Origin of the sequence: Xenorhabdus aichiensis (assembly GCF_028598775.1) — a bacterium.
Taxonomy (GTDB): Bacteria; Pseudomonadota; Gammaproteobacteria; order Enterobacterales; family Enterobacteriaceae; genus Xenorhabdus; species Xenorhabdus bovienii.
This window is the reverse complement of the sequence record NZ_JAQRFO010000002.1, coordinates 21,856-45,060: the sequence shown is the minus strand read 5'-3', so window position 1 is coordinate 45,060 and position 23,205 is coordinate 21,856. Positions and strand designations below refer to the sequence as shown.

General features: G+C 47.1%; 23 protein-coding genes. 10 read left to right on the top strand and 13 right to left on the bottom strand.

What is annotated here, in order from left to right:
• Positions 1-407 precede the first annotated feature (407 nt).
• The 5 genes from PSI22_RS01495 (at position 408) to PSI22_RS01475 (ending at position 5,286) form a co-directional block, all read left to right on the top strand.
• A complete protein-coding gene (locus PSI22_RS01495; protein ID WP_038185601.1) occupies positions 408-1,049 on the top strand; it encodes a lysophospholipid acyltransferase family protein in 642 nt (213 codons plus the stop codon).
• Positions 1,046-1,990, top strand: a complete 945-nt coding sequence (locus tag PSI22_RS01490) for a phosphatidate cytidylyltransferase (RefSeq protein WP_273578082.1) — start codon at positions 1,046-1,048, stop codon at positions 1,988-1,990. Before PSI22_RS01495 ends, PSI22_RS01490 begins: the two co-directional genes overlap by 4 nt.
• A gap of 27 nt (positions 1,991-2,017) precedes the next feature.
• Complete coding sequence (gene fieF, locus PSI22_RS01485) at positions 2,018-2,917, top strand: CDF family cation-efflux transporter FieF (RefSeq protein WP_273578080.1); 900 nt, start codon at positions 2,018-2,020, stop codon at positions 2,915-2,917.
• A gap of 205 nt (positions 2,918-3,122) precedes the next feature.
• Positions 3,123-4,100, top strand: coding sequence for a 6-phosphofructokinase (gene pfkA, locus PSI22_RS01480; protein ID WP_038204724.1), 978 nt, complete (start codon positions 3,123-3,125; stop codon positions 4,098-4,100).
• Between the two features lie 172 nt (positions 4,101-4,272).
• A complete protein-coding gene (locus PSI22_RS01475; RefSeq protein ID WP_273578077.1) occupies positions 4,273-5,286 on the top strand; it encodes a sulfate ABC transporter substrate-binding protein in 1,014 nt (337 codons plus the stop codon).
• A gap of 93 nt (positions 5,287-5,379) precedes the next feature.
• Here the strand turns inward: PSI22_RS01475 and tpiA are convergent, their stop codons facing one another.
• Complete coding sequence (gene tpiA / locus PSI22_RS01470) at positions 5,380-6,147, bottom strand: triose-phosphate isomerase (RefSeq protein ID WP_273578075.1); 768 nt, start codon at positions 6,145-6,147, stop codon at positions 5,380-5,382.
• 139 nt (positions 6,148-6,286) lie between these two features.
• Positions 6,287-6,907, bottom strand: a complete 621-nt coding sequence (locus PSI22_RS01465; protein WP_370688981.1) for a DUF1454 family protein — start codon at positions 6,905-6,907, stop codon at positions 6,287-6,289.
• A 58-nt stretch (positions 6,908-6,965) separates the two neighbouring features.
• On the opposite strand from PSI22_RS01465, the gene PSI22_RS01460 reads away from it, so the two are divergent.
• Positions 6,966-7,412 (top strand): DUF805 domain-containing protein, encoded by a 447-nt coding sequence (locus PSI22_RS01460; RefSeq protein ID WP_273578072.1) that lies wholly within the window; start codon positions 6,966-6,968, stop codon positions 7,410-7,412.
• 23 nt (positions 7,413-7,435) lie between these two features.
• On the opposite strand, the gene fpr is transcribed toward PSI22_RS01460, so the two are convergent.
• Positions 7,436-8,182, bottom strand: coding sequence for a ferredoxin--NADP(+) reductase (gene fpr, locus PSI22_RS01455; protein ID WP_273578070.1), 747 nt, complete (start codon positions 8,180-8,182; stop codon positions 7,436-7,438).
• A gap of 377 nt (positions 8,183-8,559) precedes the next feature.
• Between fpr and emrD the strand changes: the two genes are divergently transcribed.
• Positions 8,560-9,747, top strand: a complete 1,188-nt coding sequence (gene emrD / locus PSI22_RS01450) for a multidrug efflux MFS transporter EmrD (RefSeq protein WP_273578068.1) — start codon at positions 8,560-8,562, stop codon at positions 9,745-9,747.
• A 92-nt stretch (positions 9,748-9,839) separates the two neighbouring features.
• Here the strand turns inward: emrD and glpK are convergent, their stop codons facing one another.
• Together glpK and PSI22_RS01440 are read right to left on the bottom strand one after the other, a co-directional pair.
• Complete coding sequence (gene glpK, locus PSI22_RS01445) at positions 9,840-11,363, bottom strand: glycerol kinase GlpK (RefSeq protein WP_273578066.1); 1,524 nt, start codon at positions 11,361-11,363, stop codon at positions 9,840-9,842.
• A 69-nt stretch (positions 11,364-11,432) separates the two neighbouring features.
• Positions 11,433-12,230: an MIP/aquaporin family protein gene (locus tag PSI22_RS01440; RefSeq protein ID WP_038197762.1), complete on the bottom strand. Its 798-nt coding sequence runs from the start codon at positions 12,228-12,230 to the stop codon at positions 11,433-11,435.
• A 310-nt stretch (positions 12,231-12,540) separates the two neighbouring features.
• On the opposite strand from PSI22_RS01440, the gene zapB reads away from it, so the two are divergent.
• Positions 12,541-12,783 carry a cell division protein ZapB gene (gene zapB, locus PSI22_RS01435; protein ID WP_012990533.1) on the top strand — a complete coding sequence of 81 codons (243 nt, stop codon included), beginning with the start codon at positions 12,541-12,543 and terminating at the stop codon, positions 12,781-12,783.
• A gap of 77 nt (positions 12,784-12,860) precedes the next feature.
• Here the strand turns inward: zapB and rraA are convergent, their stop codons facing one another.
• The 7 genes from rraA to priA form a co-directional block, all read right to left on the bottom strand.
• Positions 12,861-13,379, bottom strand: a complete 519-nt coding sequence (gene rraA, locus PSI22_RS01430; RefSeq protein ID WP_273578064.1) for a ribonuclease E activity regulator RraA — start codon at positions 13,377-13,379, stop codon at positions 12,861-12,863.
• A 108-nt stretch (positions 13,380-13,487) separates the two neighbouring features.
• Positions 13,488-14,405: a 1,4-dihydroxy-2-naphthoate polyprenyltransferase gene (locus PSI22_RS01425; RefSeq protein ID WP_273578062.1), complete on the bottom strand. Its 918-nt coding sequence runs from the start codon at positions 14,403-14,405 to the stop codon at positions 13,488-13,490.
• 110 nt (positions 14,406-14,515) lie between these two features.
• Positions 14,516-15,847, bottom strand: a complete 1,332-nt coding sequence (hslU, locus tag PSI22_RS01420; protein ID WP_254851605.1) for an ATP-dependent protease ATPase subunit HslU — start codon at positions 15,845-15,847, stop codon at positions 14,516-14,518.
• An 11-nt stretch (positions 15,848-15,858) separates the two neighbouring features.
• On the bottom strand, positions 15,859-16,389 hold the full coding sequence (hslV, locus tag PSI22_RS01415; protein WP_012990529.1) for an ATP-dependent protease subunit HslV: 531 nt from the start codon (positions 16,387-16,389) through the stop codon (positions 15,859-15,861).
• A gap of 137 nt (positions 16,390-16,526) precedes the next feature.
• On the bottom strand, positions 16,527-17,312 hold the full coding sequence (gene ftsN / locus PSI22_RS01410) for a cell division protein FtsN (RefSeq protein ID WP_273578059.1): 786 nt from the start codon (positions 17,310-17,312) through the stop codon (positions 16,527-16,529).
• Between the two features lie 74 nt (positions 17,313-17,386).
• Positions 17,387-18,412, bottom strand: a complete 1,026-nt coding sequence (gene cytR, locus PSI22_RS01405; RefSeq protein WP_038245495.1) for a DNA-binding transcriptional regulator CytR — start codon at positions 18,410-18,412, stop codon at positions 17,387-17,389.
• Positions 18,413-18,705: 293 nt separating this feature from the next.
• Positions 18,706-20,904, bottom strand: a complete 2,199-nt coding sequence (priA, locus tag PSI22_RS01400) for a primosomal protein N' (RefSeq protein ID WP_273578057.1) — start codon at positions 20,902-20,904, stop codon at positions 18,706-18,708.
• 227 nt (positions 20,905-21,131) lie between these two features.
• Here priA and rpmE point away from each other — a divergent pair, with 227 nt between their 5' ends.
• A complete protein-coding gene (gene rpmE, locus PSI22_RS01395; RefSeq protein ID WP_012990524.1) occupies positions 21,132-21,347 on the top strand; it encodes a 50S ribosomal protein L31 in 216 nt (71 codons plus the stop codon).
• Positions 21,348-21,431: 84 nt separating this feature from the next.
• On the opposite strand, the gene metJ is transcribed toward rpmE, so the two are convergent.
• On the bottom strand, positions 21,432-21,749 hold the full coding sequence (gene metJ, locus PSI22_RS01390) for a met regulon transcriptional regulator MetJ (RefSeq protein ID WP_012990523.1): 318 nt from the start codon (positions 21,747-21,749) through the stop codon (positions 21,432-21,434).
• A 290-nt stretch (positions 21,750-22,039) separates the two neighbouring features.
• Between metJ and metB the strand changes: the two genes are divergently transcribed.
• Positions 22,040-23,200: a cystathionine gamma-synthase gene (gene metB / locus PSI22_RS01385; protein ID WP_273578051.1), complete on the top strand. Its 1,161-nt coding sequence runs from the start codon at positions 22,040-22,042 to the stop codon at positions 23,198-23,200.
• Positions 23,201-23,205: the final 5 nt, after the last annotated feature.

The following is a 23,205-nucleotide window of genomic DNA, read 5'->3' as shown; positions in this document are numbered from 1 at the left end:
ATGACCCCAAATGCCCATGAACTTGCCAGAACCTCATTTTTATCTGTATTGGTTGATCGCGCAGAAGATTTCCAAAATAACTGAATCCCTATTAATGCCGTCTATTGAGCTGCCTTTCAGCCCCAAAATGTCAGGGGAACCGCTCATGGTCGCATTTTTGGTAGGCTAGGTTCTTATTTTTTATTTTACCGCACTAAATTATAAGGGTAATTCTCTGTTAATGAGGAGATTGCTTATTAGCCCGTATCAATATAGGCTTGGATGAATTTAGCTCTCCTCTGCTTGGGAATAACGTGCCCTCAGCCCGTTGTTATCTTGACCAATCTTGATTATCTTACCTTCTCTTAAGCCGCTAATTAGAAAATCTTATCACTGTTATTACACAGTAAGGGATAAGGATACCCAATATGGCTAATTCTCATAAAATAAGCTTATTAGCAAGATGCATGGGCGCGACGTTATTGGGCCTGTGCCGTGTCTTGACCGGTGTACAAGTACGATGGATTGGCTGTCAGCCATCGACCTCAAGCCGCATTTATTATGCAAATCATACCAGCCATCTTGATGGATTGGTGATCTGGTCTGGGCTTCCGCCCAAACTGCGTTATCAGATTCACCCTGTAGCTGCACGGGATTATTGGGATAAAACTAGGCTGCGTCGCTATCTTATGTATAAGGTATTTCGTGCAGTTTTGATCGAGCGTAAAGGCGAACATACCTCAAAATCGGGGGTTCTTGCACCTTTGGAAGCTATTCTGGCGAAAAAAGAGTCGTTGATTTTCTTTCCAGAAGGTACGCGGGGAGATGGTGAACAACTCAATCCGTTTAAGGGAGGTTTGTATCATCTGGCCCGTCAGTACCCTGACGCTGAAATGATCCCTGTCTATCTGGAAAATTCAAATCGTGTCCTGCCGAAAGGGAAAAGATTATTGGTGCCGATTATTTGTTCGGCAACATTTGGCAAGCCTCTGGATAAATTGGGTGAAAATGAAAGCAAAGTCGCCTTCTTGCAACGTGCCCAGTCTGCACTGGAGGAGTTGATGCGATGACCAAGATTGATAATGACCTGATGCTTCTGCTGGGCGGGATATTTGGGGTATTGATTATCGCCAGTGCGATTGGCGGCATATTGTCGCTTTGGTATTCGGGGGTAAATCGCAGTGCGACTATCGATAACCTGAATGCCAGGATCCGTGGCTGGTGGATGATGTGTATCATCTGTGTGCTGGCTGTTATCGTTGGGTCTGTGGGATCGGTGATCCTGTTTACGGTGATGTCATTTTTTGCCCTGCGTGAATTCATCACATTGACACCGACTCGCCGCGGTGATCATGAGGCTCTTTTCTGGTGTTTCTTTGTCTTTATGCCAATCCAGTATGTCTTGGTTGGGATGCAATGGTACGGCTTATTCTCGGTTTTTATTCCGGTTTACGTTTTTCTGTTTTTGCCTGTTCGTATTGCATTGGTTGGGGATACCACCCGCTTTCTGGAACGAACCGCTAAAATCCAATCGGCAATGCTGATCACGGTGTTTGCCCTGAGCCATGCTCCGGCCTTGTTGATGTTGCATATGCCCGATTATGAAGATCAGAATATCAAGCTATTGCTGTTCCTGATGATTGTCGTGCAGATGTCCGATATTTTGCAGTATGTATTTGGCAAATTATTCGGTAAGCGTCCAATTGTACCGAAATTAAGCCCTAATAAAACGGTTGAAGGATTTATTGGGGGGATTTTGGCCTCTTCGCTGCTAGGGATGTCACTGTATTGGGTGACGCCGTTTTCACCGTGGGAAGCGGGGCTGATGTCGTTGGCTATCACGTTGATGGGCTTTATTGGTGGGTTGTGTATGTCAGCAATCAAGCGTGACAGCGGAGTGAAAGACTTTGGCGGAATTATTGAGGGGCATGGCGGTATGTTGGATAGAATTGATTCGCTTTGTTTTGCTGCCCCTATATTTTTCCATCTAACACGCTATTTTTATACCTGAGACTGAATAACCGAAGGGCGGTAGTCAATGAGTATAAATTATGGGCGATGGGTCAGTGCTGCTGCGCTGTCAGCAACGATACTGGCCAGTGTGTTGCTGGTGGTGAAAATTGTTGCGTGGTGGTTGACGGGGTCGGTAAGCTTATTGGCGGCGCTAGTGGATTCTTTAGTCGATCTGGCCGCTTCTTTGACTAATTTTTTCGCTGTGCGCTATTCGCTCCAGCCTGCCGATAAAGAACATACTTTCGGGCATGGTAAGGCGGAATCGCTGGCGGCGCTTGCCCAAAGTATGTTTATTTCCGGATCGGCTATCTTTCTGTTTTTAACGGGTTTTCAGCATTTGGTCTCCCCCAGTCCATTGGAGCATGCGACGGTGGGTATCTGGGTGATCGTCGTCGCCCTGATTTCAACGATCTGCTTGGTGACGTTCCAGAAATGGGTGATCAATAAAACTCAAAGTCAGGCTATTCGCGCGGATATGTTGCATTACAAGTCCGATCTGTTGATGAATGGGGCGATTCTTCTGGCACTGGTCTTGAGTATGTATGGTTTCCGGCGTGCAGATGCCCTGTTTGCCTTGGGAATCGGGGCTTATATCCTCTATAGTGCGTTACGGATGGGGTATGATGCCGTACAATCTTTGCTTGATCGCGCTTTGCCCGATGAAGAGCGGCAAGAGATTATTGCGATGATCAAGCGCTATCCCGGAATAGCGGGTGGGCATGATTTGCGAACACGTCAATCAGGTCCAACGCGTTTTATTCAGTTCCACCTGGAGATAGATGATCACCTGCCGCTGGTGGAAGCGCATGCTTTGGCCGAGGGGATTGAAAATAAATTGCGGGATAGGTTTCCGGGTGCCAATATTATTATTCACCAAGATCCTTGCTCCGTTGTGCCAGAGGAGTATAAAAACCGTTGGGATTAACGGGGAATTTATTCATAATCAAAAGAGCGTCAGAAAATAAACATAATCTTAATGCAGACTGGGTGTTTTTCCGTATCATAGATGGAGTTGAATCAATTCAGCTAATGAAATGACGATCAGAGTTTCGTAAAACCGCCGTAAATTTTCCCGTTAGGGGATCAGTCAGCAGATTGGTAAATATTACATCTACAAGTCAGAGGTCATCATGATCAACAAGATTAAAAGAATCGGAGTCTTAACGAGTGGCGGTGATGCGCCTGGCATGAACGCCGCTATTCGTGGTGTTGTTCGTGTCGCTTTAACCGAAGGGTTGGAGGTTTACGGCATTTATGATGGCTATCTGGGGCTGTATGAAAACCGCATGAAGAAGCTCGACCGTTTCAGTGTTTCCGACATGATTAACCGTGGTGGGACGTTTCTGGGATCGGCGCGTTTTCCTGAATTCAGGGATGATAAAGTCCGTGAAATTGCCATTGAAAATATGCGTAAAAATGACATTGATGCGCTGGTGGTGATTGGGGGAGACGGTTCTTATTTAGGGGCGAAAAAGCTGACTGAAGCGGGTTTTCCTTGTATTGGTCTGCCCGGCACGATTGACAATGATGTGGCAGGAACGGATTACACTATCGGTTATTTTACGGCGCTGGAAACAGTTGTAGAGGCGATTGACCGTCTGCGCGATACCTCGACTTCCCACAAGCGTATTTCGATTGTGGAAGTGATGGGGCGCTATTGTGGTGATTTGACGTTGTCTGCGGCAATTGCGGGTGGATGCGAATTCATTGTTTTGCCTGAGAATGAAATCCCGTTCGATCGTGAAGAATTGCTGGCGGAAATCAAAGCGGGTATCCAAAAAGGTAAGCGCCATGCCATCGTTGCCATTACTGAGCATGTCTGTAATGTAGATGAACTGGCGAAATACATTGAAGCAGAAACACGTCATGAAACCCGTGCAACAGTACTGGGGCATATTCAACGTGGCGGTGCGCCAGTGGCGTATGACCGCATTCTGGCTTCTCGCATGGGGGCTTATTCTGTCCAGTTGCTGCTGGAAGGTTTTGGTGGCCGTTGCGTGGGTATCCAGAACGAGAAACTTGTTCATCACGACATTATTGATGCGGTGCAAAATATGCAGCGTGTCTTCAAGAAAGATTGGCTGGAAACGGCGAAACAGCTTTACTAAACCTTTCTCGCCTGCAACATACTTTTTCAAGGGCAGCTACATTTTATAGCTGCCCTTTGCTGCACTATATTCCACTTATGCATAAGCAGAAATTTTAAATTATTTCTGCGTCATACTGCTTTCTGTCAGCTTTTATGGCGATACCATAAATAGCTTAGGGGAGCATTTCACCATGGTCACGAGATGGGCAGCAAGAAGGTATGCCGTGTTGACGGCATTATTGATGGTCTTGGCAGGAGGCAGTGCATGGGCAAAAGAGGTACAACTCTTGAATGTTTCCTACGATCCTACCCGTGAATTGTATCAGCAGTATGATCAGGCATTCAGTCAGTATTGGCAGCAAAAAACCGGAGATCACGTAACAGTCCGTCAGTCACACGGGGGTTCGGGTAAGCAGACAACGTCTGTCATCAATGGCCTTCAGGCGGATGTGGTGACATTGGCACTAGCATATGATGTGAATGCGATTGCAGAGCGTGGTCGCATTGCCAAAAATTGGATTGATCGCCTGCCGGAGAATTCCGCGCCTTATACTTCAACCATTGTTTTTCTGGTACGTAAGGGCAATCCCAAACATATCAAGGATTGGTCAGATTTGGTTCGTCCCGGTGTTTCTGTCGTGACACCGAATCCAAAAACGTCTGGTGGTGCGCGTTGGAATTATCTGGCGGCTTGGGGATATGGGTTGGCACAGAATAATCAGGATCAAGGCAAGACTAAAGCCTTTGTTAAGGCGCTTTATAAGAATGTCGAAGTGTTGGATTCTGGCGCCCGTGGTGCAACTAATACCTTTGTGGAACGCGGAATTGGGGATGTGTTGATCGCATGGGAAAACGAAGCGTTATTGGCTACCCATGCACTGGCTCAGGATAAGTTTGAGATTGTTACACCGAGTCTTTCCATTCTGGCAGAGCCAACCGTTGCCGTTGTCGATAAGGTGGTTGATAAACGGGGAACCCGTGAACTGGCAACGGAATACTTGAAATACTTGTATTCTCCTGTCGGACAGGAAATTGCGGCAAAGAATTATTATCGTCCCCGTGATAAAGCCATTGCAGAAAAACATCACGCTGTTTTTCCCGTACTGAAATTGTTCACGATTGATGAAGTATTTGGTGGCTGGGATAAGGCCCAGGAGGTGCATTTTGCCACGGGTGGCATTTTCGATGAAATTATCCGGCGTTAATGTTTAGAAATAACCGCCACTGGATGATATTACGTGGCGGTTTTTATCGGCATTTGCTTTATTGTTAATTGTTTTATCGACAATTAAATCGTGTTATGCCTTTTTCGCTTCGGCAGCGGCTTTCACGATAACGGCGAAAGCATCGGCTTTCAGGGATGCACCACCAACCAGAGCACCATCGATATCTGGCTGGGTGAACAGTTCTGCCGCGTTGCTGGCATTGACGGAGCCGCCGTATTGAATGATGACCTGTTCAGCGATAGCAGTATCTTGCTTCGCGATATGATCACGGATAAATTTATGAACAGCCTGTGCTTGTGCCGGAGTCGCTGATTTACCCGTACCAATTGCCCAGACGGGCTCGTATGCGATAACGGTATCCTTGAAGGCTTCGGCACCCAGTTTGTTCAGAACAGCATCGATTTGGCGTGCGCATACGGCTTCAGTTTGGCCTGCTTCATTTTCCTGTTCGGTTTCACCAATGCACAGAACGGGAATCAGTCCTTGTTCTTTCAGGATGGTGAATTTTTTCGCAATCAGCTCATCGCTTTCTTTATGGTAAGTCCGGCGCTCAGAATGACCGATAATGATATATTTCGCGCCTACATCTTTCAGCATTTCAGCGGATGTTTCGCCGGTGAATGCACCAGAAAGGTTAACGTCAATATCTTGTGCACCCAGAGCGATACGGCTGCCAGACAGTGCATTTTTTGCCAGAGAAACATAAACTGTTGGTGGTGCGATAGCGACGCCACAGCCGTCAACATTGCTCAGTTCTTTACGCAGGCCTGCAATCAGGTCGTTAACCATGTGGGTACTGCCATTTAATTTCCAGTTCCCCATAACTAATGGATGTCGCATGTTTTTCCCTCCAACCAGAAAATAATCAAATTGCGATCTGAATTAACACTCTTTGATGGAATAGCGTTTGTGCCATTCCCTGTAAGCGGAATCCCGACAGTATAAAGATCATCGGTGCGAATAGCTCTGCGCTGCGTCACTAATTTTTGCTCGCGGGTGCGTCAGATAACGATAGCTTAATCGGTTCAATTGCGAAGGTCATTATATTTTCGCTGCTGTTTACGATGACATAACGTATCGCACCGATTTTTTGGCTGAAGAATCGGTGGCTTTGCGCAGCCTGTAAAAGTTTTTCTAATTGTTCGTTGGCTTGTTCTGGGGAAAGCGTGGGCTCGAATTGGCTGATCAGGGCAGTAATATACTGTTTTATCAGTGCGAGATTGTGTTCTTTCTCCGGTTCACTTTGTGGTGGCAGCAGGGTAATTTGCAAACTTTTAATTTTTTCGCTGCCCCGCTCCAGTACTGCCGAAGAATAAATTTTTTCGTTAATTTTGCTGGCAGCCCGAATGAAAGGCAGGGAAATATCTTTACTGATAATCACTTTATATTCATGCAGGGGGATTTCAGGGTATTTTTTGTTGTATTTTTCCCGAAAGACAGGAATGGTTTCCCCGAAAGTGGGGGAATCAGGCAGTAAATACATCAACTGTGAGCGGGTGTCCGGTGTGATAGAAGGCCCACCTGCAAAGGTCGATAATGGCAAACTGATACCAAAAGCGATTAATATTGTCACCAGAAGTTTATTCATGCCTGTTTTCATGTTGTACTCGCTGAGTGTAAATACCGGAAAAACAGCATCCACAATTGGAAAAGAATACATGACATTACAACAATGGGGATTTTCATTCAAAGGCCGAATTGGGCGACGGGAATTCTGGATCGGCATCGGCATCTGCTTCGCCCTGATATTTATGCTTTTGACCTTGCATGGCATGAATGCCTTCCCCATGCATTATGCCGCAGTGGGTATCGCCTTGATCCTGTACCCGACAGCAGCGATTATAGCGAAACGTCTGCATGACCGGAATAAACGTGGTGGGTGGGTGTTACTGCTGGCTTTGGCCTGGGTATTGCTTTCTCTCGATTGGAGCGCAATGGCAGCTATCTGGCAATGGGGGATTGGTCGTTTCATTCCAACGTTGATTTTCGTTATGATTGTGCTGGATTGCGGTGTATTTCGTGGTATGGAAGGGTCAAACCGTTTTGGTGAGATGGCAGAAACGGTTGAGTATATTTCTGCCAGTGAACCTGCCCCAAAACGCTGATTAGTGGGTTAGCGATGCTGTGATTACCAATATTGTTCGCTGGTGATATGCCCTGGTTTACGGCGCAGGTGTTTTGCCATATTGCGTTGTTCTTTCAGAAGCTGTTGGGTGTCCTTGGCCATTTGGGGATTCCCACACAGCATAATGTGACTATTTTCTGCCTGCATCGGTAAACCAACGGCAGCTTCCAGCTCGCCATTTTCAATTAATGCCGGAATTCTGCCCATGAGTGAATCTGGGCATTTTTCACGGCTGACAATGGTCTGGATTCTTAATTTGCCTTGAAACTTTTTCTCTAGTTGTTGCATCATTGGCAAATAACTCAGATCTTGTTCCAGTCTCACGGCGTGAACCAAAACAATATTTTCAAACCGTTCCAGATTATCCCCTTGCTGGAGAATGGAAAGGTAAGGGCCAATCGCTGTACCGGTTGAGAGCATCCACAGGGTTTGGCAATCGGGGATTTCATCAAGGACAAAAAAACCCGCCGCCTGTTCTGTGACGAGGAGTTCCTCCCCATTCTTTAATGCTGCGAGCCGAGGGCTGAGTTTCCCTTCAGGAACGGTGACTAAATAAAATTCCAGACTATTGTCGTCGGGGGAATTGACGTAAGAATAAGCGCGTTGGATACGCTCGCCTTCAATTTCGAGAGCCAATTTTGCGAATTGGCCAGCGGTAAATCTTTCAATCGGTGCATGAACTTTGATGCTGAATAGTGAATCTGTCCAATTGGTTATGTCGGTAACTTTTCCTGTAACCCAGTTTGCCATTACAATTAGCCTCTCTACAAAAAACACTGCATGAATTGATGATTTTTATGACAATTCTACGTGATTGTCGGGAATAGACTTATCGATTACGTGTTACAGTTTGATTGTCTTTATTTATGCCAATACTTTGGTTTTATATGTACACTTTTATTGACATATATGGATAATATCACTGTTATTTTTTCTTCATGTGAAATTGTATCCTGTCTGGAAAGAATATAAATTTGTTAAGTTAATCACATCTAACGAAGTCGGTACGTCAGGCACTTAATTGAAAACCTGAGGGCTTTGTTGTTGCGCGTTATCCATTGATTAGACTGAACTTAAATAAATTGTAATTTGATAAACTGTATTTAAATAAATTGTATGTAAATGCGATGAGAAAAATAGAACACTTTAATTTATTAGTGATGTTGATTGCTCTGGCTGCGGTGGGTCAGATGACACAAACAATTTATGTGCCTGTTATTGCAGATATGGCGAGTGATTTTGGTCAGCCTGCTGGCGAAGTGCAAAGAGTCATGGCGGCATACTTGTTTTCTTACGGGCTTTCACAGATTTTTTATGGGCCGTTATCCGATAAGATTGGTCGCCGCCCAGTGATTTTGGCCGGAATGACCCTTTTTCTGGTGGCAACAACCTGCGCATTGTTTGCCTCCAGTTTGCTGGTGCTGGTGATTGCCAGTGTATTTCAGGGGCTGGGAACGGGGGTGGCGGGAGTCATGGTGCGCACCATGCCGAGGGATTTATATACCGGGACGTCGTTGCGTTATGCCAATAGCCTGCTAAATATGGCCGTGTTGGTCAGCCCTTTGCTGGCACCGATGATAGGTGGCATGGTTGGTCATTATTTTGGTTGGCGTGCCTGCTATTGGTTCCTGCTGTCATTGGGGGCAACAGTAGCCTTCTTTTTGTTCCAACACTTGCCGGAAACCCGCCCTGTGCAGACAAAACAGAGCACCATGCTGGTTTCTTTCCAGCAATTACTCTCCAATAGTGCTTTTGTTGCCTACCTGATTATGCTGGTTGGTGGTCTGGCTGGCGTCGCGGTTTTTGAAGCCAGTAGCGGTGTGTTGATGGGCGCTGTGTTGGGATTGGATAGCTTAACGGTCAGTATCCTGTTTATTTTGCCGATCCCTGCTGCATTTTTGGGAGCATGGTATGCGGGGCGTGATGGCAAAACGTTTTATCGGCTGATGTGGCATTCTGTCATGTGCTGTTTGCTGGCAGGCGTATTGATGTGGCTGCCCGGCTGGTTCGGTATTATGACTGTCTGGACACTGCTGATCCCTGCAACTTTATTCTTTTTCGGTGCTGGTATGCTGTTTCCATTGGCTACCACTGGCGCTATGGAGCCATTTCCTTATTTGGCCGGAGCTGCGGGGGCGCTGGTGGGTGGATTGCAGAATGTTGGTTCTGGCGTGACGACATGGTTGTCGGCGATGTTGCCGCAAAATAGCCAGTTCAGCGTCGGTATGTTGATGTTTTCCATGGCGCTGCTTATTTTGTTCTGTTGGTTGCCTATTTCCCAGCGAGTTCAGCGCCAAGAGCATACGGCCTCATAAAACCGTAATAGCATCTGGCAGGAACGTATATTCCCGCTAAAAGGCTCTGACAGAGCGGTATGCTATGTCAGAGCTTTGATTTCCATATTTTCTTAAGCGCGGTCTTCCCATTCCTGAGCGCGGGCAACCGCTTTTTTCCAGCCATTGTATTTGTGGTTTCGTTCAGTGGTTTCGATGCCTGGACGGAACTCTTTTTCGATTGTCGCTTTGCTCTTCACTTCATCAAGGTCTTTCCAGAAACCGACGGCCAGGCCAGCAAGGAAGGCGGCACCCAATGCTGTACTTTCACGTACGTCAGGGCGTTCTACACGAGTACCCAGAATATCGGCCTGGAATTGCATTAGGAAGTTGTTAGCGACCGCGCCGCCATCAACGCGCAGGGATTGCAGGCGTGTGCCAGAGTCAGCTTGCATTGCATCCAATACATCACGGGTCTGGTAAGCGATGGACTCCAGCGTGGCGCGAATAATATGGTTGCTGTTCGCTCCACGCGTCAAGCCGAAAATGGCACCACGGGCGTAAGGGTCCCAGTAAGGTGCGCCCAAGCCAGTAAAGGCTGGTACAACATAAACGCCATTGCTGTCTTTCACTTTAGTGGCGAAATATTCGGAATCTGTCGCATCGGCGATAAGTTTCAATTCATCACGCAGCCATTGGATAGACGCGCCGCCAACGAAGACAGCGCCTTCCAATGCATAGTTCACTTCACCCCGTGGCCCGCAGGCAATAGTGGTCAGCAGGCCGTGACTGGAGCGTACGGCATCTGTTCCTGTATTCATCAGCAGGAAGCAGCCTGTCCCGTAAGTATTTTTTGCCATGCCGGGATGAACACACAATTGGCCGTACAGGGCTGCCTGCTGATCGCCCGCAATACCCGCGATAGGAATGCGTGTGCCACCTTTACCACCAATATTGGTCTGGCCATAAATCTCTGAGGAAGATGACACTTTTGGCAGCATAATGCGGGGAATACCCAGCTCATCAAGGATTTTCTGATCCCACTCGAGATTGTGGATGTTGAACAGCATGGTGCGGGAAGCATTGGTGTAATCGGTCACATGCACGCGACCCTGAGTCATTTTCCAGATGAGCCAAGTATCGACTGTACCGAATAACAGTTCGCCATTTTCAGCACGATGGCGGATGCCTTCTACATTATCCAGAATCCATTTTATTTTTGTTCCGGAGAAGTAAGGATCGACAACCAAGCCAGTATTGTGGCGGATATATTCTTCTAATCCTTCTTTTTGTTTTAATTTGGTACAAATGTCTGCTGTTCGGCGACATTGCCACACAATCGCGTTATAAACCGGCCTACCTGTTTCTTTTTCCCAGACAATCGTTGTTTCTCGCTGGTTAGTGATCCCTATGCTGGCTATTTGATCTGAACTGATATCAGATTTTGCCAGCACTTCGACCAATGTTGAGCTTTGGCTGGCCCAGATTTCCATTGGATCGTGCTCTACCCAGCCTGGTTTGGGGTAGATTTGTGGGAATTCACGCTGTGAAATACAGACAATATTGGCATTGTGATCGAGTACGACGGCTCGTGAACTGGTTGTCCCTTGATCGAGGGCGACGATATATTTTTTCTCAGTGATATTTTCTATTGTCATAATAATAACCTGGTATTTAATTCATTCATTTTTTATTTTTATTTGCTGCCATTTTTCAGTATGGCAACTTTAAACCGCACGCGGTAAATGGCGGGCAATCAGTTTTCGATAACCGAATGCGCCTAGAATTGCACCAATGAAGGGGGCTACCAACGGCACAAGACAATAAGGAATGTCTCTGCCCCCTGTCAGGGCAATATCTCCCCAGCCAGCTAAATAAGCGACTAGTTTAGGGCCAAAATCACGGGCTGGGTTCAGAGCAAATCCGGTCAAAGGGCCAAATGAACCACCGATAACGGCAATCAGAATGCCGATTAACAGCGGAGCCATTGGGCCACGCGGGATGCCATTGCCATCGTCTGTCAGTGCCAGAATCAGGCAAAGTAAGACAGCCGCGATGATAACTTCGACAATAAACGCGTGTAATACAGATAGCTGTGACGCAGGATAAGTGGAGAATACTCCAGCCGTGAAGAGGCTTTCCTGTGAACCACGAACAATGTTGTGAACTTGCTCATAATCAAGGAAAAGGTTGTAATACATCATATAGACAATGGCCGCAGCGGCAAATCCGCCGAGCATTTGGGCAATGATGTAAGGGAGCACTTTTTTTCTGTCAAAGCTGGCAAAAAGGCATAAGGCGATGGTGACTGCAGGATTGAGGTGTGCACCTGAAATTCCGGCAGTCAGATAAACAGCGAGGGCAACACCGAAGCCCCAGATGATGCTGATTTCCCATAGTCCCAGTTGTGCGCCTGCCAGCCGGGCAGCGGCAACGCAGCCTAAGCCGAAGAAAACGAGCAATGCAGTACCCAGAAATTCTGAAATGCATTGACCTGATAATGTTGGTGTGGTGGTCTGGCTCATTTCTAGATCCTATAAAAAAGTACAGGGGAGATTAATTATTAGTGCTTTCTTCTCTTAAAAGAAAGATGGCTGTGAATTTATCGTTAATGAGCGTAAACGAGAAATAGCGAAATTGAAATCTGCGTGTTGCGTCAACAAAATGAGCGAATTCGCATTTGATTGTGGTTTTGCTCATGATAGAAATGTGATCTCGCTTGCATTTCGGATTAGTCACTATATTTCTCGTTATAACGAACATTGAAAGGATGAAACTAGACAGGCCTTAGCTGGCTAAATACAATCAAGGAATTGCTTAAAAGAGGGCTCGAGAATGTCATTTGAAGTTTTTGAAAAGCTAGAATCTAAAGTTCAGCAGGCGATTGATACCATAACTCTCCTGCAAATGGAAATTGAAGAACTGAAAGAAAGGAACGCAGCGTTGTCTCAGGATATCCAAAGTGCGGCAAGTAGCCACGACTCGTTGGTGCGTGAGAATGAACAGTTCAAACAAGAACAACTGGCGTGGCAAGAACGTTTGCGGACTTTGCTGGGTAAAATGGAAGATGTGCAGTAAATCAGTATTGCAGTTTTGTTGAGAAGGGCGATGAATACGCCCTCTTTAACATTTTGGCATAATAGATGATGAAGTGATTAGACTTCATCATCTTCATCTTCTTCATCTTCTTCATCAATTTCCAACGGGACATCTGATAAAATCATGCCAGTATTATCAGCGTAGAGATAATCGCCGGAAAAGAAAGTCACGCCGCCAAAATTCACCCTGATATCACTTTCTCCGATGCCTTCGCTGTTGGAGCCTGCTGGGATCGCAGCCATCGCCTGAATGCCGATATCAAGCTCTGCAAGGGAGTCGACCTGACGCACTGCGCCATAGACAACAATGCCTTCCCACTCATTGTTGACGGCAAGCTGAGCCAGCCCGGCATCAACCAGAGCTTTGCGGACAGACCCGCCACCATCAACGAGTAAAATACGGCCACTGCCATTTTCTTCAAGCACATCATAAAGCAGGCCATTGTCTTCAAAGCATTTCACCGTGATGATTTGACCACCAAATGAAGTACGCCCACCAAAGTTGGAGAATAAAGGTTCTACCACGTTCACATCTTCTTGATAGATATCACAAAGTTCGGAAGTATCATATTTCATGGGATTTACGTCTGGTTTATGCAAGGGACAGACAGTATATCCTTTTCAAGCTAGTGTTGGCAAAATCATCAATCTTAAAATTTATGTGGAAAACGGATATCTACTCGCTTAATTAAATACCAATCCGATGGAAAACAGAGCATTAGTCAATAATGCGGCCTTGACCATCTGTACCAGCATTGGGCGCATGCCTTCAGGCGTCCGATCGTGCAGTACTTTCCACATATGTTTCAGCAGCGGGGGAACTGCGAGCAGGAACAACCACCCGGACCAGCCCTTCAGGTGCAGAAGTGTAAAGGCTGCAAGACAGAGGATGGCACCGATCAGCAGAGCCGCGTGGTAATAGCGGGCTTTTTTTGCTCCCAGCCTGACTGCCAGCGTATTTTTACCGTTTTGGCGATCACTTTCGATATCGCGCAAGTTATTAATATTCAAGACTGCCACGGAGAGTAAGCCACAGGCGGTTGCTGGCAGCACGGTACTCAGATCAAAAGTATTGGCTTGCAGGTAATAGGTGCCAATGACACTCAGCCAGCCAAAAAAAATCAGAACGGAGAGATCGCCCAGCCCCATATAGCCATAGGGTTTGGTTCCCACGGTATAAGTGATGGCTGCAACGATAGCCAGTACTCCCAGCGCCAGAAAGCCGATGATATCGCTTGGACTGTTACAGGCGACGGTGATAAGAGCAATCCCCGACAGACAGGAGATCAGCACGGTGATCTTCAAGGCTGTTTTCATCTGTTTGGCAGTAATCACGCCTTTTTGCATACCACGCATTGGGCCAATACGCTTTTCTGTATCGCTGCCTTTGGCGACATCGCCATAATCATTGGCGAGGTTGGAAAGAATTTGCAGCAGGGCAGCAGTCAATAAAGCCAACAACGCTACAGGCCACTTGAAATGGCCCGTCCATGATGCAAGGGCGGAACCGCTTACGACAGCAGCCACGGCAAGTGGGAGTGTTTTGGGACGCAAGCTTTCCAACCATGCCTGCATCTGACTGATAGACGTTGTTGAATTCATATTGTTATTACGTATTGTTGGTGTGATAAATTTTGTTGCAATGAAAATGAAGAAATGGGAGGCAAGCCCCCCATTTCTTCATTGCGAGTAAATAAGGCTCAGGTTGCCGATTATAAAATAAATCGGCTCAGATCTTCATCTGCAACGAGCTCATCCAAATGCTCTTTAACGTAATCGGCATTGATTTCAACCGAATGTCCTTGACGTTCACTGGCGTCGAAAGAAATATCTTCCATCATGCGCTCAAGCACAGTATACAGACGGCGGGCGCCAATGTTTTCAGTCGTTTCATTCACTCGCCATGCGGCTTCGGCGAGTTTGCGGATACCGTCAGTTGTGAAGTCAATATTCATGCCTTCTGTCGCCATCAACGCTTTATACTGTTCAGTCAGTGAAGCATTAGGTTCTGTCAGGATCCGTTCAAAGTCTTCCGTCGTCAGCGCTTGCAGTTCAACACGAATTGGCAGACGACCCTGAAGCTCCGGGATCAGGTCGGAAGGGCTGGAAACCTGAAACGCACCGGAGGCGATGAACAGGATGTGATCGGTTTTTACCATGCCGTGTTTGGTGGAAACGGTGCAGCCTTCAACCAGTGGCAGCAGATCGCGTTGGACGCCTTCACGGGAAACATCTGGGCCGGAAGTCTGGCCACGTTTACAGATTTTATCGATCTCATCGATAAAGACGATGCCGTGCTGCTCAACGGCATCAATGGCCTGCTGTTTCAGCTCTTCAGGATTAACCAGTTTTGCGGCTTCTTCTTCCACCAGCAGCTTGAACGCATCCTTGATTTTCATTTTGCGTGCTTTTTGCTTCTGACCAGCAAGGTTCTGGAACATGGATTGCAGTTGGTTGGTCATCTCTTCCATGCCTGGAGGAGCCATGATTTCCACGCCAACAGGTGCTGATGCGACGTCAATTTCGATTTCTTTGTCGTCCAACTGCCCTTCGCGTAGCTTCTTGCGGAATGCCTGACGGGCAGTAGAAGGTTCGGATTGGGTTTCTGTTTGCCCCCAGTTGTTTTTCGCTGGTGGGAGCAAAACGTCCAGAATGCGTTCTTCGGCCAACTCTTCGGCACGATAGCGGTTTTTCTCAATGGATTGCAGACGCACCATTTTTACTGCTGCATCAGTCAAGTCACGGATAATTGAATCGACTTCTTTACCAACATAACCGACTTCTGTGAATTTGGTTGCTTCAACTTTGATAAAAGGCGCGTTGGCCAGTTTTGCCAGACGACGGGCGATTTCGGTTTTACCGACACCCGTTGGACCTATCATCAAAATATTTTTCGGGGTGACTTCATGACGCAGTGTTTCATCCAACTGCATACGGCGCCAGCGGTTACGCAGAGCAATGGCGACAGCGCGTTTTGCTTTATCCTGACCGATAATGTGGTTGTCAAGTTCGCTGACAATTTCGCGAGGAGTCATTTCAGACATACTATCTATCCTTACGCTTTTGAAGGCAGTTCTTCGAAGTTGTGATTATGGTTGGTGTAGATACAGATATCGCCTGCAATAGTCAGGGCGCGTTCTGCGATTTCCCTGGCGCTGAGTTCGGTAGTTTCCAGCATTGCCCGGGCGGCTGCCTGTGCGTATGAACCACCGGAACCAATGGCGATCAGGTCATTTTCTGGCTGAATCACATCACCATTACCTGTAATGATCAGAGAAGCATTTTCATCTGCTACCGCAAGAAGGGCTTCCAGTTTGCGAAGCATGCGATCCGTCCGCCAGTCTTTGGCAAGCTCAACGGCCGCTTTGGTCAGATGCCCCTGATGCATTTCGAGTTTGCGTTCAAACAGCTCGAACAGAGTAAATGCATCTGCGGTGCCACCGGCAAAACCCGCGATGACTTTGTCATTGTAAAGGCGGCGTACTTTGCGGACATTGCCTTTCATAACGGTATGACCCATTGTTGCTTGTCCATCACCACCGATGACGACCTGGCCATTACGGCGAACACTTACGATTGTAGTCACGAGTTAGCCCCTGGTTACAAAATAGAAGACGTTACACACGGTACTTTGGCTTGTTATGCCACAATTGCAAGCTGTATTGCTGAAAAAGCACCGCGTGTCTGTTATTAGCGATTAAGATGGGGGAATTTTCTGGTTTTTCAACCCCCGGCAGGGCGGAGAATACAGCCAGGCACACCCGCATCTGTAACATGGCTGCGCATTTTTTCCGCGCCTTCCTTGTTTTTATAAGGCCCTACTACAACACGGTTCCAATTGTCTTTTGTTGTAATCTGGCTCTCAATGCCTGCGAATGCGAGGCTGGCACGAACGGATTCTGCCTGCTCTATTGTTCGAAACGAGCCACACTGTAGCATCAATTTGGATTCATTTATTGCAGGCTTCGGTTTGCTGATTTCATTGGGTACCAGAGATTGTGCTGGCGGGGTCTTTTCTTGTGCAACAAGCGGCTTTTGTTCAGGCGGGGTGATAATGACCTGTGAGCGAGGAACAGGCTCACTGTTGTAAGGCACTTCTTTTAAAGGCGTTGGGGGCTGGCGAATGTCTGCCTCCATCTGTGCAAGTAATTGGAGTTGTTCTTGTGTTAGTTTCGCTGGTTGGTTTATTGGTTGATTAGCAGAAGTCGGTTCCTGTACCGAAGGAAGGCCAACAGGACGGTTTTCCAACTCTTTAATGTAAGTCCAGCGTTCTTCCGGTTTTGGCGGCAGGCCCTGGTTTTTGGAATGATGAGCGGGTGGTGGTGCATTTTGTACACTATCGTTCTTAGTGTGTGCGATGAAATAAAGGCCACCAATAAACATGACCACCAAGGCCACGGCAACGGCTAATGTAGTTTTGGGTAATCCTTGAGCCTGATTTTTTTTCTTACCAGTGCCTTTCTGACGGGGATTAGAACGCCCGCGACTTACATAATCTCGTTGTGCCACTATTTAATTCGCTGAAGTTGTTTAAAAAAATTAAGGGATAGATAACTAATGTTACTGAATCTGCGGTTATTTGCCTAGCTTTTAGGCGAACAAGTGCTCGCACGAATGAGCAATTCTGCATCCAATAATCGTGAACCTTTGGAAACTATGCGGCCCTGAAGCTGCTCCAGCAACAACAGTATTGAATAATACCCAATCTCATAACATGGCTGTGCCACGGTTGTTAGCGGTGGATCGCTGTATTGCGCCAGATTTAAATTATCAAAGCCAATCACTGACAGATCTTCTGGTAATTTTAATCCCATTTTCTTGGCTTGCCACATTGCGCCAATAGCCATGATATCGCTATGGCAGAAAATCGCGCTGGGTGGCTCTGGCAGGTTAAGCAGGATTTCTGCCAATTCAGCTCCGCTTTCATGGGTGAAATCTCCCCTGACGATATAATCTTCGCGGATCGCTTCCCCCGTACGATGCAATGCCTGAATGTAGCCCTGAAGCCGGTAATGACACAGTGGCATTGTTTCTGGCCCCGTAATACAGGCGATGCGTTTGTGTCCCAGTTTTTGTAAGTGATAAGTAGCGTTGAAAGCCGAAGTCAGATTGTCAATGTGGACCGTCGGTAGTTCCAGGTCAGGTGCGAATTCATTGGCCATGACCATTGGTGGCAGGTTTTTTTGTTCTTCTTTGGAAACATCGAAAGGAATGTTTGAGCCAAGCAGCACCATGCCGTCAATCCGTTTGGTAATCAGAAGATTGATAAAGGCATGTTCCTGTTGCTGCTGATGCTTACAGTCGCCAATCAGAACCAGATAGCCATGCTCTGCTGCTGTTTCTTCAATGCCGCGAATGACTTCGGTAAAGAAAGGATCGCTGATATTGGGAACGATAACCAAGATCGCTCTGGATTCATTGCGTCTTAAGTTTTTGGTAAGGTTATGAGGATAGTAGCCCACTTCCAGTACGGCACTTTCTACTTTCTGACGGGTACGGGCAGAAACCTTGTCAGGATTCATAAGTGTTCTTGATACAGTTGCGGTAGAAACACCAGCCACATTGGCGACATCTTTCATGGTTGCCAATGCGCAATTCTTTTTTTCCATAGTTCACTCCTTACTTTCTACAGGCAGCGAAACGATTGCTTCCTAGCTGCTAAAAAAACGCCAGTCATTCCTGAGAGGGAAACGCTGGCGGTTCATTTTCTACAGTCATATTAATAAGTGCATTTTAAACAAAGTAACAGATCAATCTGTTACTTTGTTTGCATAAAAAATGTGATAGGAATCATTTATTAGAGATACTTCGCAAATTAAGGAAATAATTGTCTCTGTTTTTTCAGAATGTTCTGTTTGATTTGGGGGCCTTTGCGACAACGCGCCATTGTCAATTTCTGCTATTAGCCTTCGGTAGGATCAACATCAATGTTCCATTTCACCTTGCGTGCCTGCGGGAGCGCGGCGATTTGCGGATGAATTGCCGCCATCATTTTCTGTAGAAAAATGCGTGAAGGGTGTTGAATCAGTAATTGCCAGCGAAAGCGGCCACCACGTTTGGCTTGCAATGCGGGAACGGGCCCCATGATCCATAAATGCTCATCACGCAGAGGGTGATGTTCAAACAATTGACGCATTTGCTGCAGAAAAGCAGGGGCTTGCTGATTGTCGTGGTCTTCTGAACGGAGCAGGATGTGGCTGGCAAATGGCGGCAGAAACACTTGTTGCCGTTCTTCCATCGCTTGACGGGCAAACGCGTCATAACCTTTTTCCAGTAACACCTGCAAGAGTGGATGTTCGGGATGGTGGGTTTGAAGGACAACTTCCCCTCGTTTACCCGCCCGTCCTGCGCGGCCGGAGACTTGGGTATACAGTTGAGCGAAACGTTCAGCCGCCCGGAAATCGGCAGAAAACAGGGCGCCATCGACATCAAGCAAGACGACTAAAGTGACATCGGGGAAATGGTGGCCTTTCGCCAACATCTGAGTACCAATTAAAATACGGGCACCGCCTTGGTGCACTGCCGCCAGTTGTTGTTCCAATGCTCCCTTGCGGCTGGTGGTGTCCCGATCGATGCGGGTAACGGGAATATCAGGAAACAATTTTGTGATGCCATCTTCAAGCTGCTCGGTTCCCAATCCGACGGGAATTAAATGAGTAGTGCCACATTGGGGGCATTGGCGCGGGATCGGGCGCTGGCTGTCACAGTGATGGCAACGCAGATGGCGATGGTTCTGGTGCAGAGTGTAGTAATGATCGCAGCGTTGGCATTCCGCTATCCAGCCACATTCATGGCAAAGCAAAGCGGGGGAATAACCACGGCGGTTCAGAAACAGGATGACTTGATTATCCGCTTTCAGATGCTCGCCAATGCGATTGATGAGCGGCTGGGATAAACCGACTGTCAATGGCAAGCCTTTCAAATCCAGCAAATGCTGAACCGCAGGCTTGGCTTCACCCGCCCGTTGGGTCAGTGTCAATTGTCGATATTTCCCCTGCTGCACATTGAACAGCGTTTCTAGAGCCGGCGTTGCTGTACCCATCATGATGGGAATGTTTTCTTTCTTGGCTCGGAACACGGCCAAATCACGGGCGTGATAGCGCCAGCCCTCCTGCTGTTTATAGGAGCTGTCATGCTCTTCATCGATAATGATGACGCCCAAATGGGCAAAGGGGGTAAACAATGCGGAGCGCGTACCAATGACAATCGCGTTATCTCCCCGTTTGGCTCGTAGCCATACCGACAGGCGTTCACTGTCATTTAAGGCGGAGTGCAGGACATCGACAGGCGCATTGAAACGTTCTCTGAATCGGCGGATAGTTTGCGGAGTCAGACCAATTTCCGGGACTAAAATCAGCGCTTGTTTTCCCTGTGCGAGAATGTTTTCCAGCACACTAAGATACACTTCGGTTTTGCCTGAACCGGTAATACCCGCAAGCAACCATGGAGAAAAAACCTGATCTTCTGCTCGGACAGTGCCGACTGCGGTGGCCTGCTCTGTATTGAGTTGTAGCCGTTCACCAATAATTTGAAACTGCTCATGCCAGTTTTCTGCCTCCGGCTGTATCGGATGCAGATCAATTAGCACTTTCTTTTTCAATGATTGCAATGCGCTTTCGCTGAGTGCCAGTTCAGAAACTTGATGACGGTAAATGGGTTTCAGGCGCAGCGAAGCCAGCGCTTGTTGCTGTTTAACGGAACGCTTAAGCTGCTCCAGAGGGAATTCATGGCCTGCTTCCGTAACCTGCCATTGCCAAAGTGGAGTAAATTCGGCGGGTTTGCCCTGTCGCAGTAAGACGGGCATGGCATGGAACAACACTTCTCCCAGTGGATAGTGATAATAGCAGGCTGACCACTGGAGCAATTGCCAAAGGTCGTCAGGGAAAAGCGGTTGTGCATCTAGGATCGCGGCAAGTGGCTTGAGTTGTTCAAGGGGAATTTCGCTGCTGCCTGCGGTTCCCGTGACAATGCCTATTGCATTGCGCTTGCCAAACGGCACGAGCACCCGCACACCTGTCGTGGGCAATGGCAATCCTTCGGGTAATAGATAATCAAAAGAGCGGGTTAAGGGGACAGGCAGCGCAACCTGAACAACTGTCATAAGGTGATTTCCGGATAATTAATGACCAGACAAAGGAACATCTAAAGAAAAATACAGTGATAAGGGTATCATAGCAAATCAGCAGATTTCATTGCGCAATAAACCGATATTCTGTATGATCCGCCGCCTTTGGTACAGAAATTACCGAACTTATTTCAATCAACACGACGTGTGGTGTCTGGCGGCAACAAGGCTGGATAGCGACACGGCCTTAACAGAGGTTTCCTATGAGAAAAGGTATTCATCCTAAATACGAAGCAATTACTGCATCTTGCTCTTGCGGTAACGTTATCACCATCAACTCTACCGTTAATCACAACCTGAATCTGGACGTTTGTGGTGAATGCCACCCGTTCTACACAGGCAAGCAGCGTGACGTTGCGACGGGTGGTCGTGTTGATCGCTTCAACAAACGTTTCAGCGTTCCAGGCTCTAGTAAGTAATGACCATTTTCTGCCTGTAAATTTTACAGGCAGTACGGTTGAAACAAAAACGCCCGATGTTTGCATCGGGCGTTTTTGTTTGCATCAGTATTCCCATGTTTCAGGATCAATACCGAGCTCACGCATTATGTCTTTCGCTGCCTCTGGGATTTCATCATGACGCTCTTTGCGTAAATCATCATCATTAGGCAAGGGTTGTCCAGTGAAAGCATGAAGAAACGCTTCACACAGCAATTCGCTATTTGTTGCATGACGCAGATTATTCACTTGACGACGAGTGCGCTCATCAGTCAGTATTTTCAAGACCTTTAATGGAATTGAAACCGTAATTTTTTTGACTTGTTCACTTTTTTTGCCATGTTCAGCATAAGGGCTGACATACTCACCATTCCACTCAGCCATGAGATACCTTAAATAGTCTTGAAATCAAACAATTGAAACCAGAAAAACGGGAAGTTTCTGATCTGTTTTCATGTCGGTAATTCATTATTTTAGCATAATTCCCCTATTGGCTATATCGCTATGGCAGCACTAATCCGTAAAATATGCCCGGAGCTAACATAAAAAATGGGGACAATGAGCCAATTGTGCAATTAAACCTTAAATAATTTTAGATGTCTAGATGTATTGACGTCTATCTTTCCAGTCGTTATTCTTTGGTGACTCCAATAATAAAGTGACGGGTAAAGGTTATGGGATGTAAACAAGCAACAGTCGCGGTTCAAAGTGGTTCAAATATTGATGAACAATATGGTTGTGTTGTTCCGCCTATCTATCTTTCCAGCACATATAATTTCACTGGTTTCAATGAGCCAAGGGCACATGACTATTCCCGACGTGGAAATCCCAGTCGGGATGTCGTTCAGCAGGTTCTGGCTGAGCTGGAAGGTGGAGCGGGGGCAGTCATGACCAGCAGTGGCATGTCGGCGATTCACCTGCTATGTACCGTTTTCTTGCAACCGGGGGATTTATTGGTGGCTCCCCATGATTGTTATGGCGGCAGTTACCGCCTGTTTGACAGTCTGAGTAAACGTGGGGCGTACAGCGTTATTTTTGTTGATCAGTCGGATAATCAAGCCCTGAAACAGGCTCTGGAACAGAAGCCAAAACTGGTGCTGATAGAAACGCCGAGTAATCCTCTGCTGCGCATTGTTGATATTCAATATATCTGTGGGTTGGCGCATGAGGTTGGAGCACTGGCGATTGTTGATAACACTTTCTTGAGTCCTGTATTGCAAAAGCCATTGGATTTGGGCGCTGATTTAGTTGTCCACTCCTGTACGAAGTACCTGAATGGGCATTCCGATCTGATTGCGGGGGCGATTATCGCCAAAGATCCCGTGATCGCAGAAAATTTGGCGTGGTGGGCGAACAATATTGGTGTCACCGGTGCCGCTTTTGACAGCTACCTGCTGTTGCGGGGTATTCGTACCCTGTCTGCACGGGTAATGCTACAGCAGAATAACGCAGCGGCCATTGCTGAGTACCTGCAACAGCAGCCACAAGTGAAAAAACTCTACTACCCTGCTTTGAAAAATCATCCCGGGCATGAAATTGCCCTTAAACAACAAACAGGCTTCGGGGCGATGCTGAGTTTTGAACTTGATGGTGATGAACAGACCTTACGCCACTTTTTATCTGCGTTAAAATTATTTACTCTGGCTGAATCTCTCGGCGGTGTAGAGTCGTTGATTTCTCATACTGCGACGATGACACATGCGGGAATGTCGGCAGAAGCAAGGGCGCAGGCAGGGATCACGGATTCACTTCTTCGTGTCTCTGTAGGAATTGAAGATAGTCAGGATTTAATTGCGGATCTGGACAAGGCGTTTCAGGCAGCAGCAACGAGGTAATCATT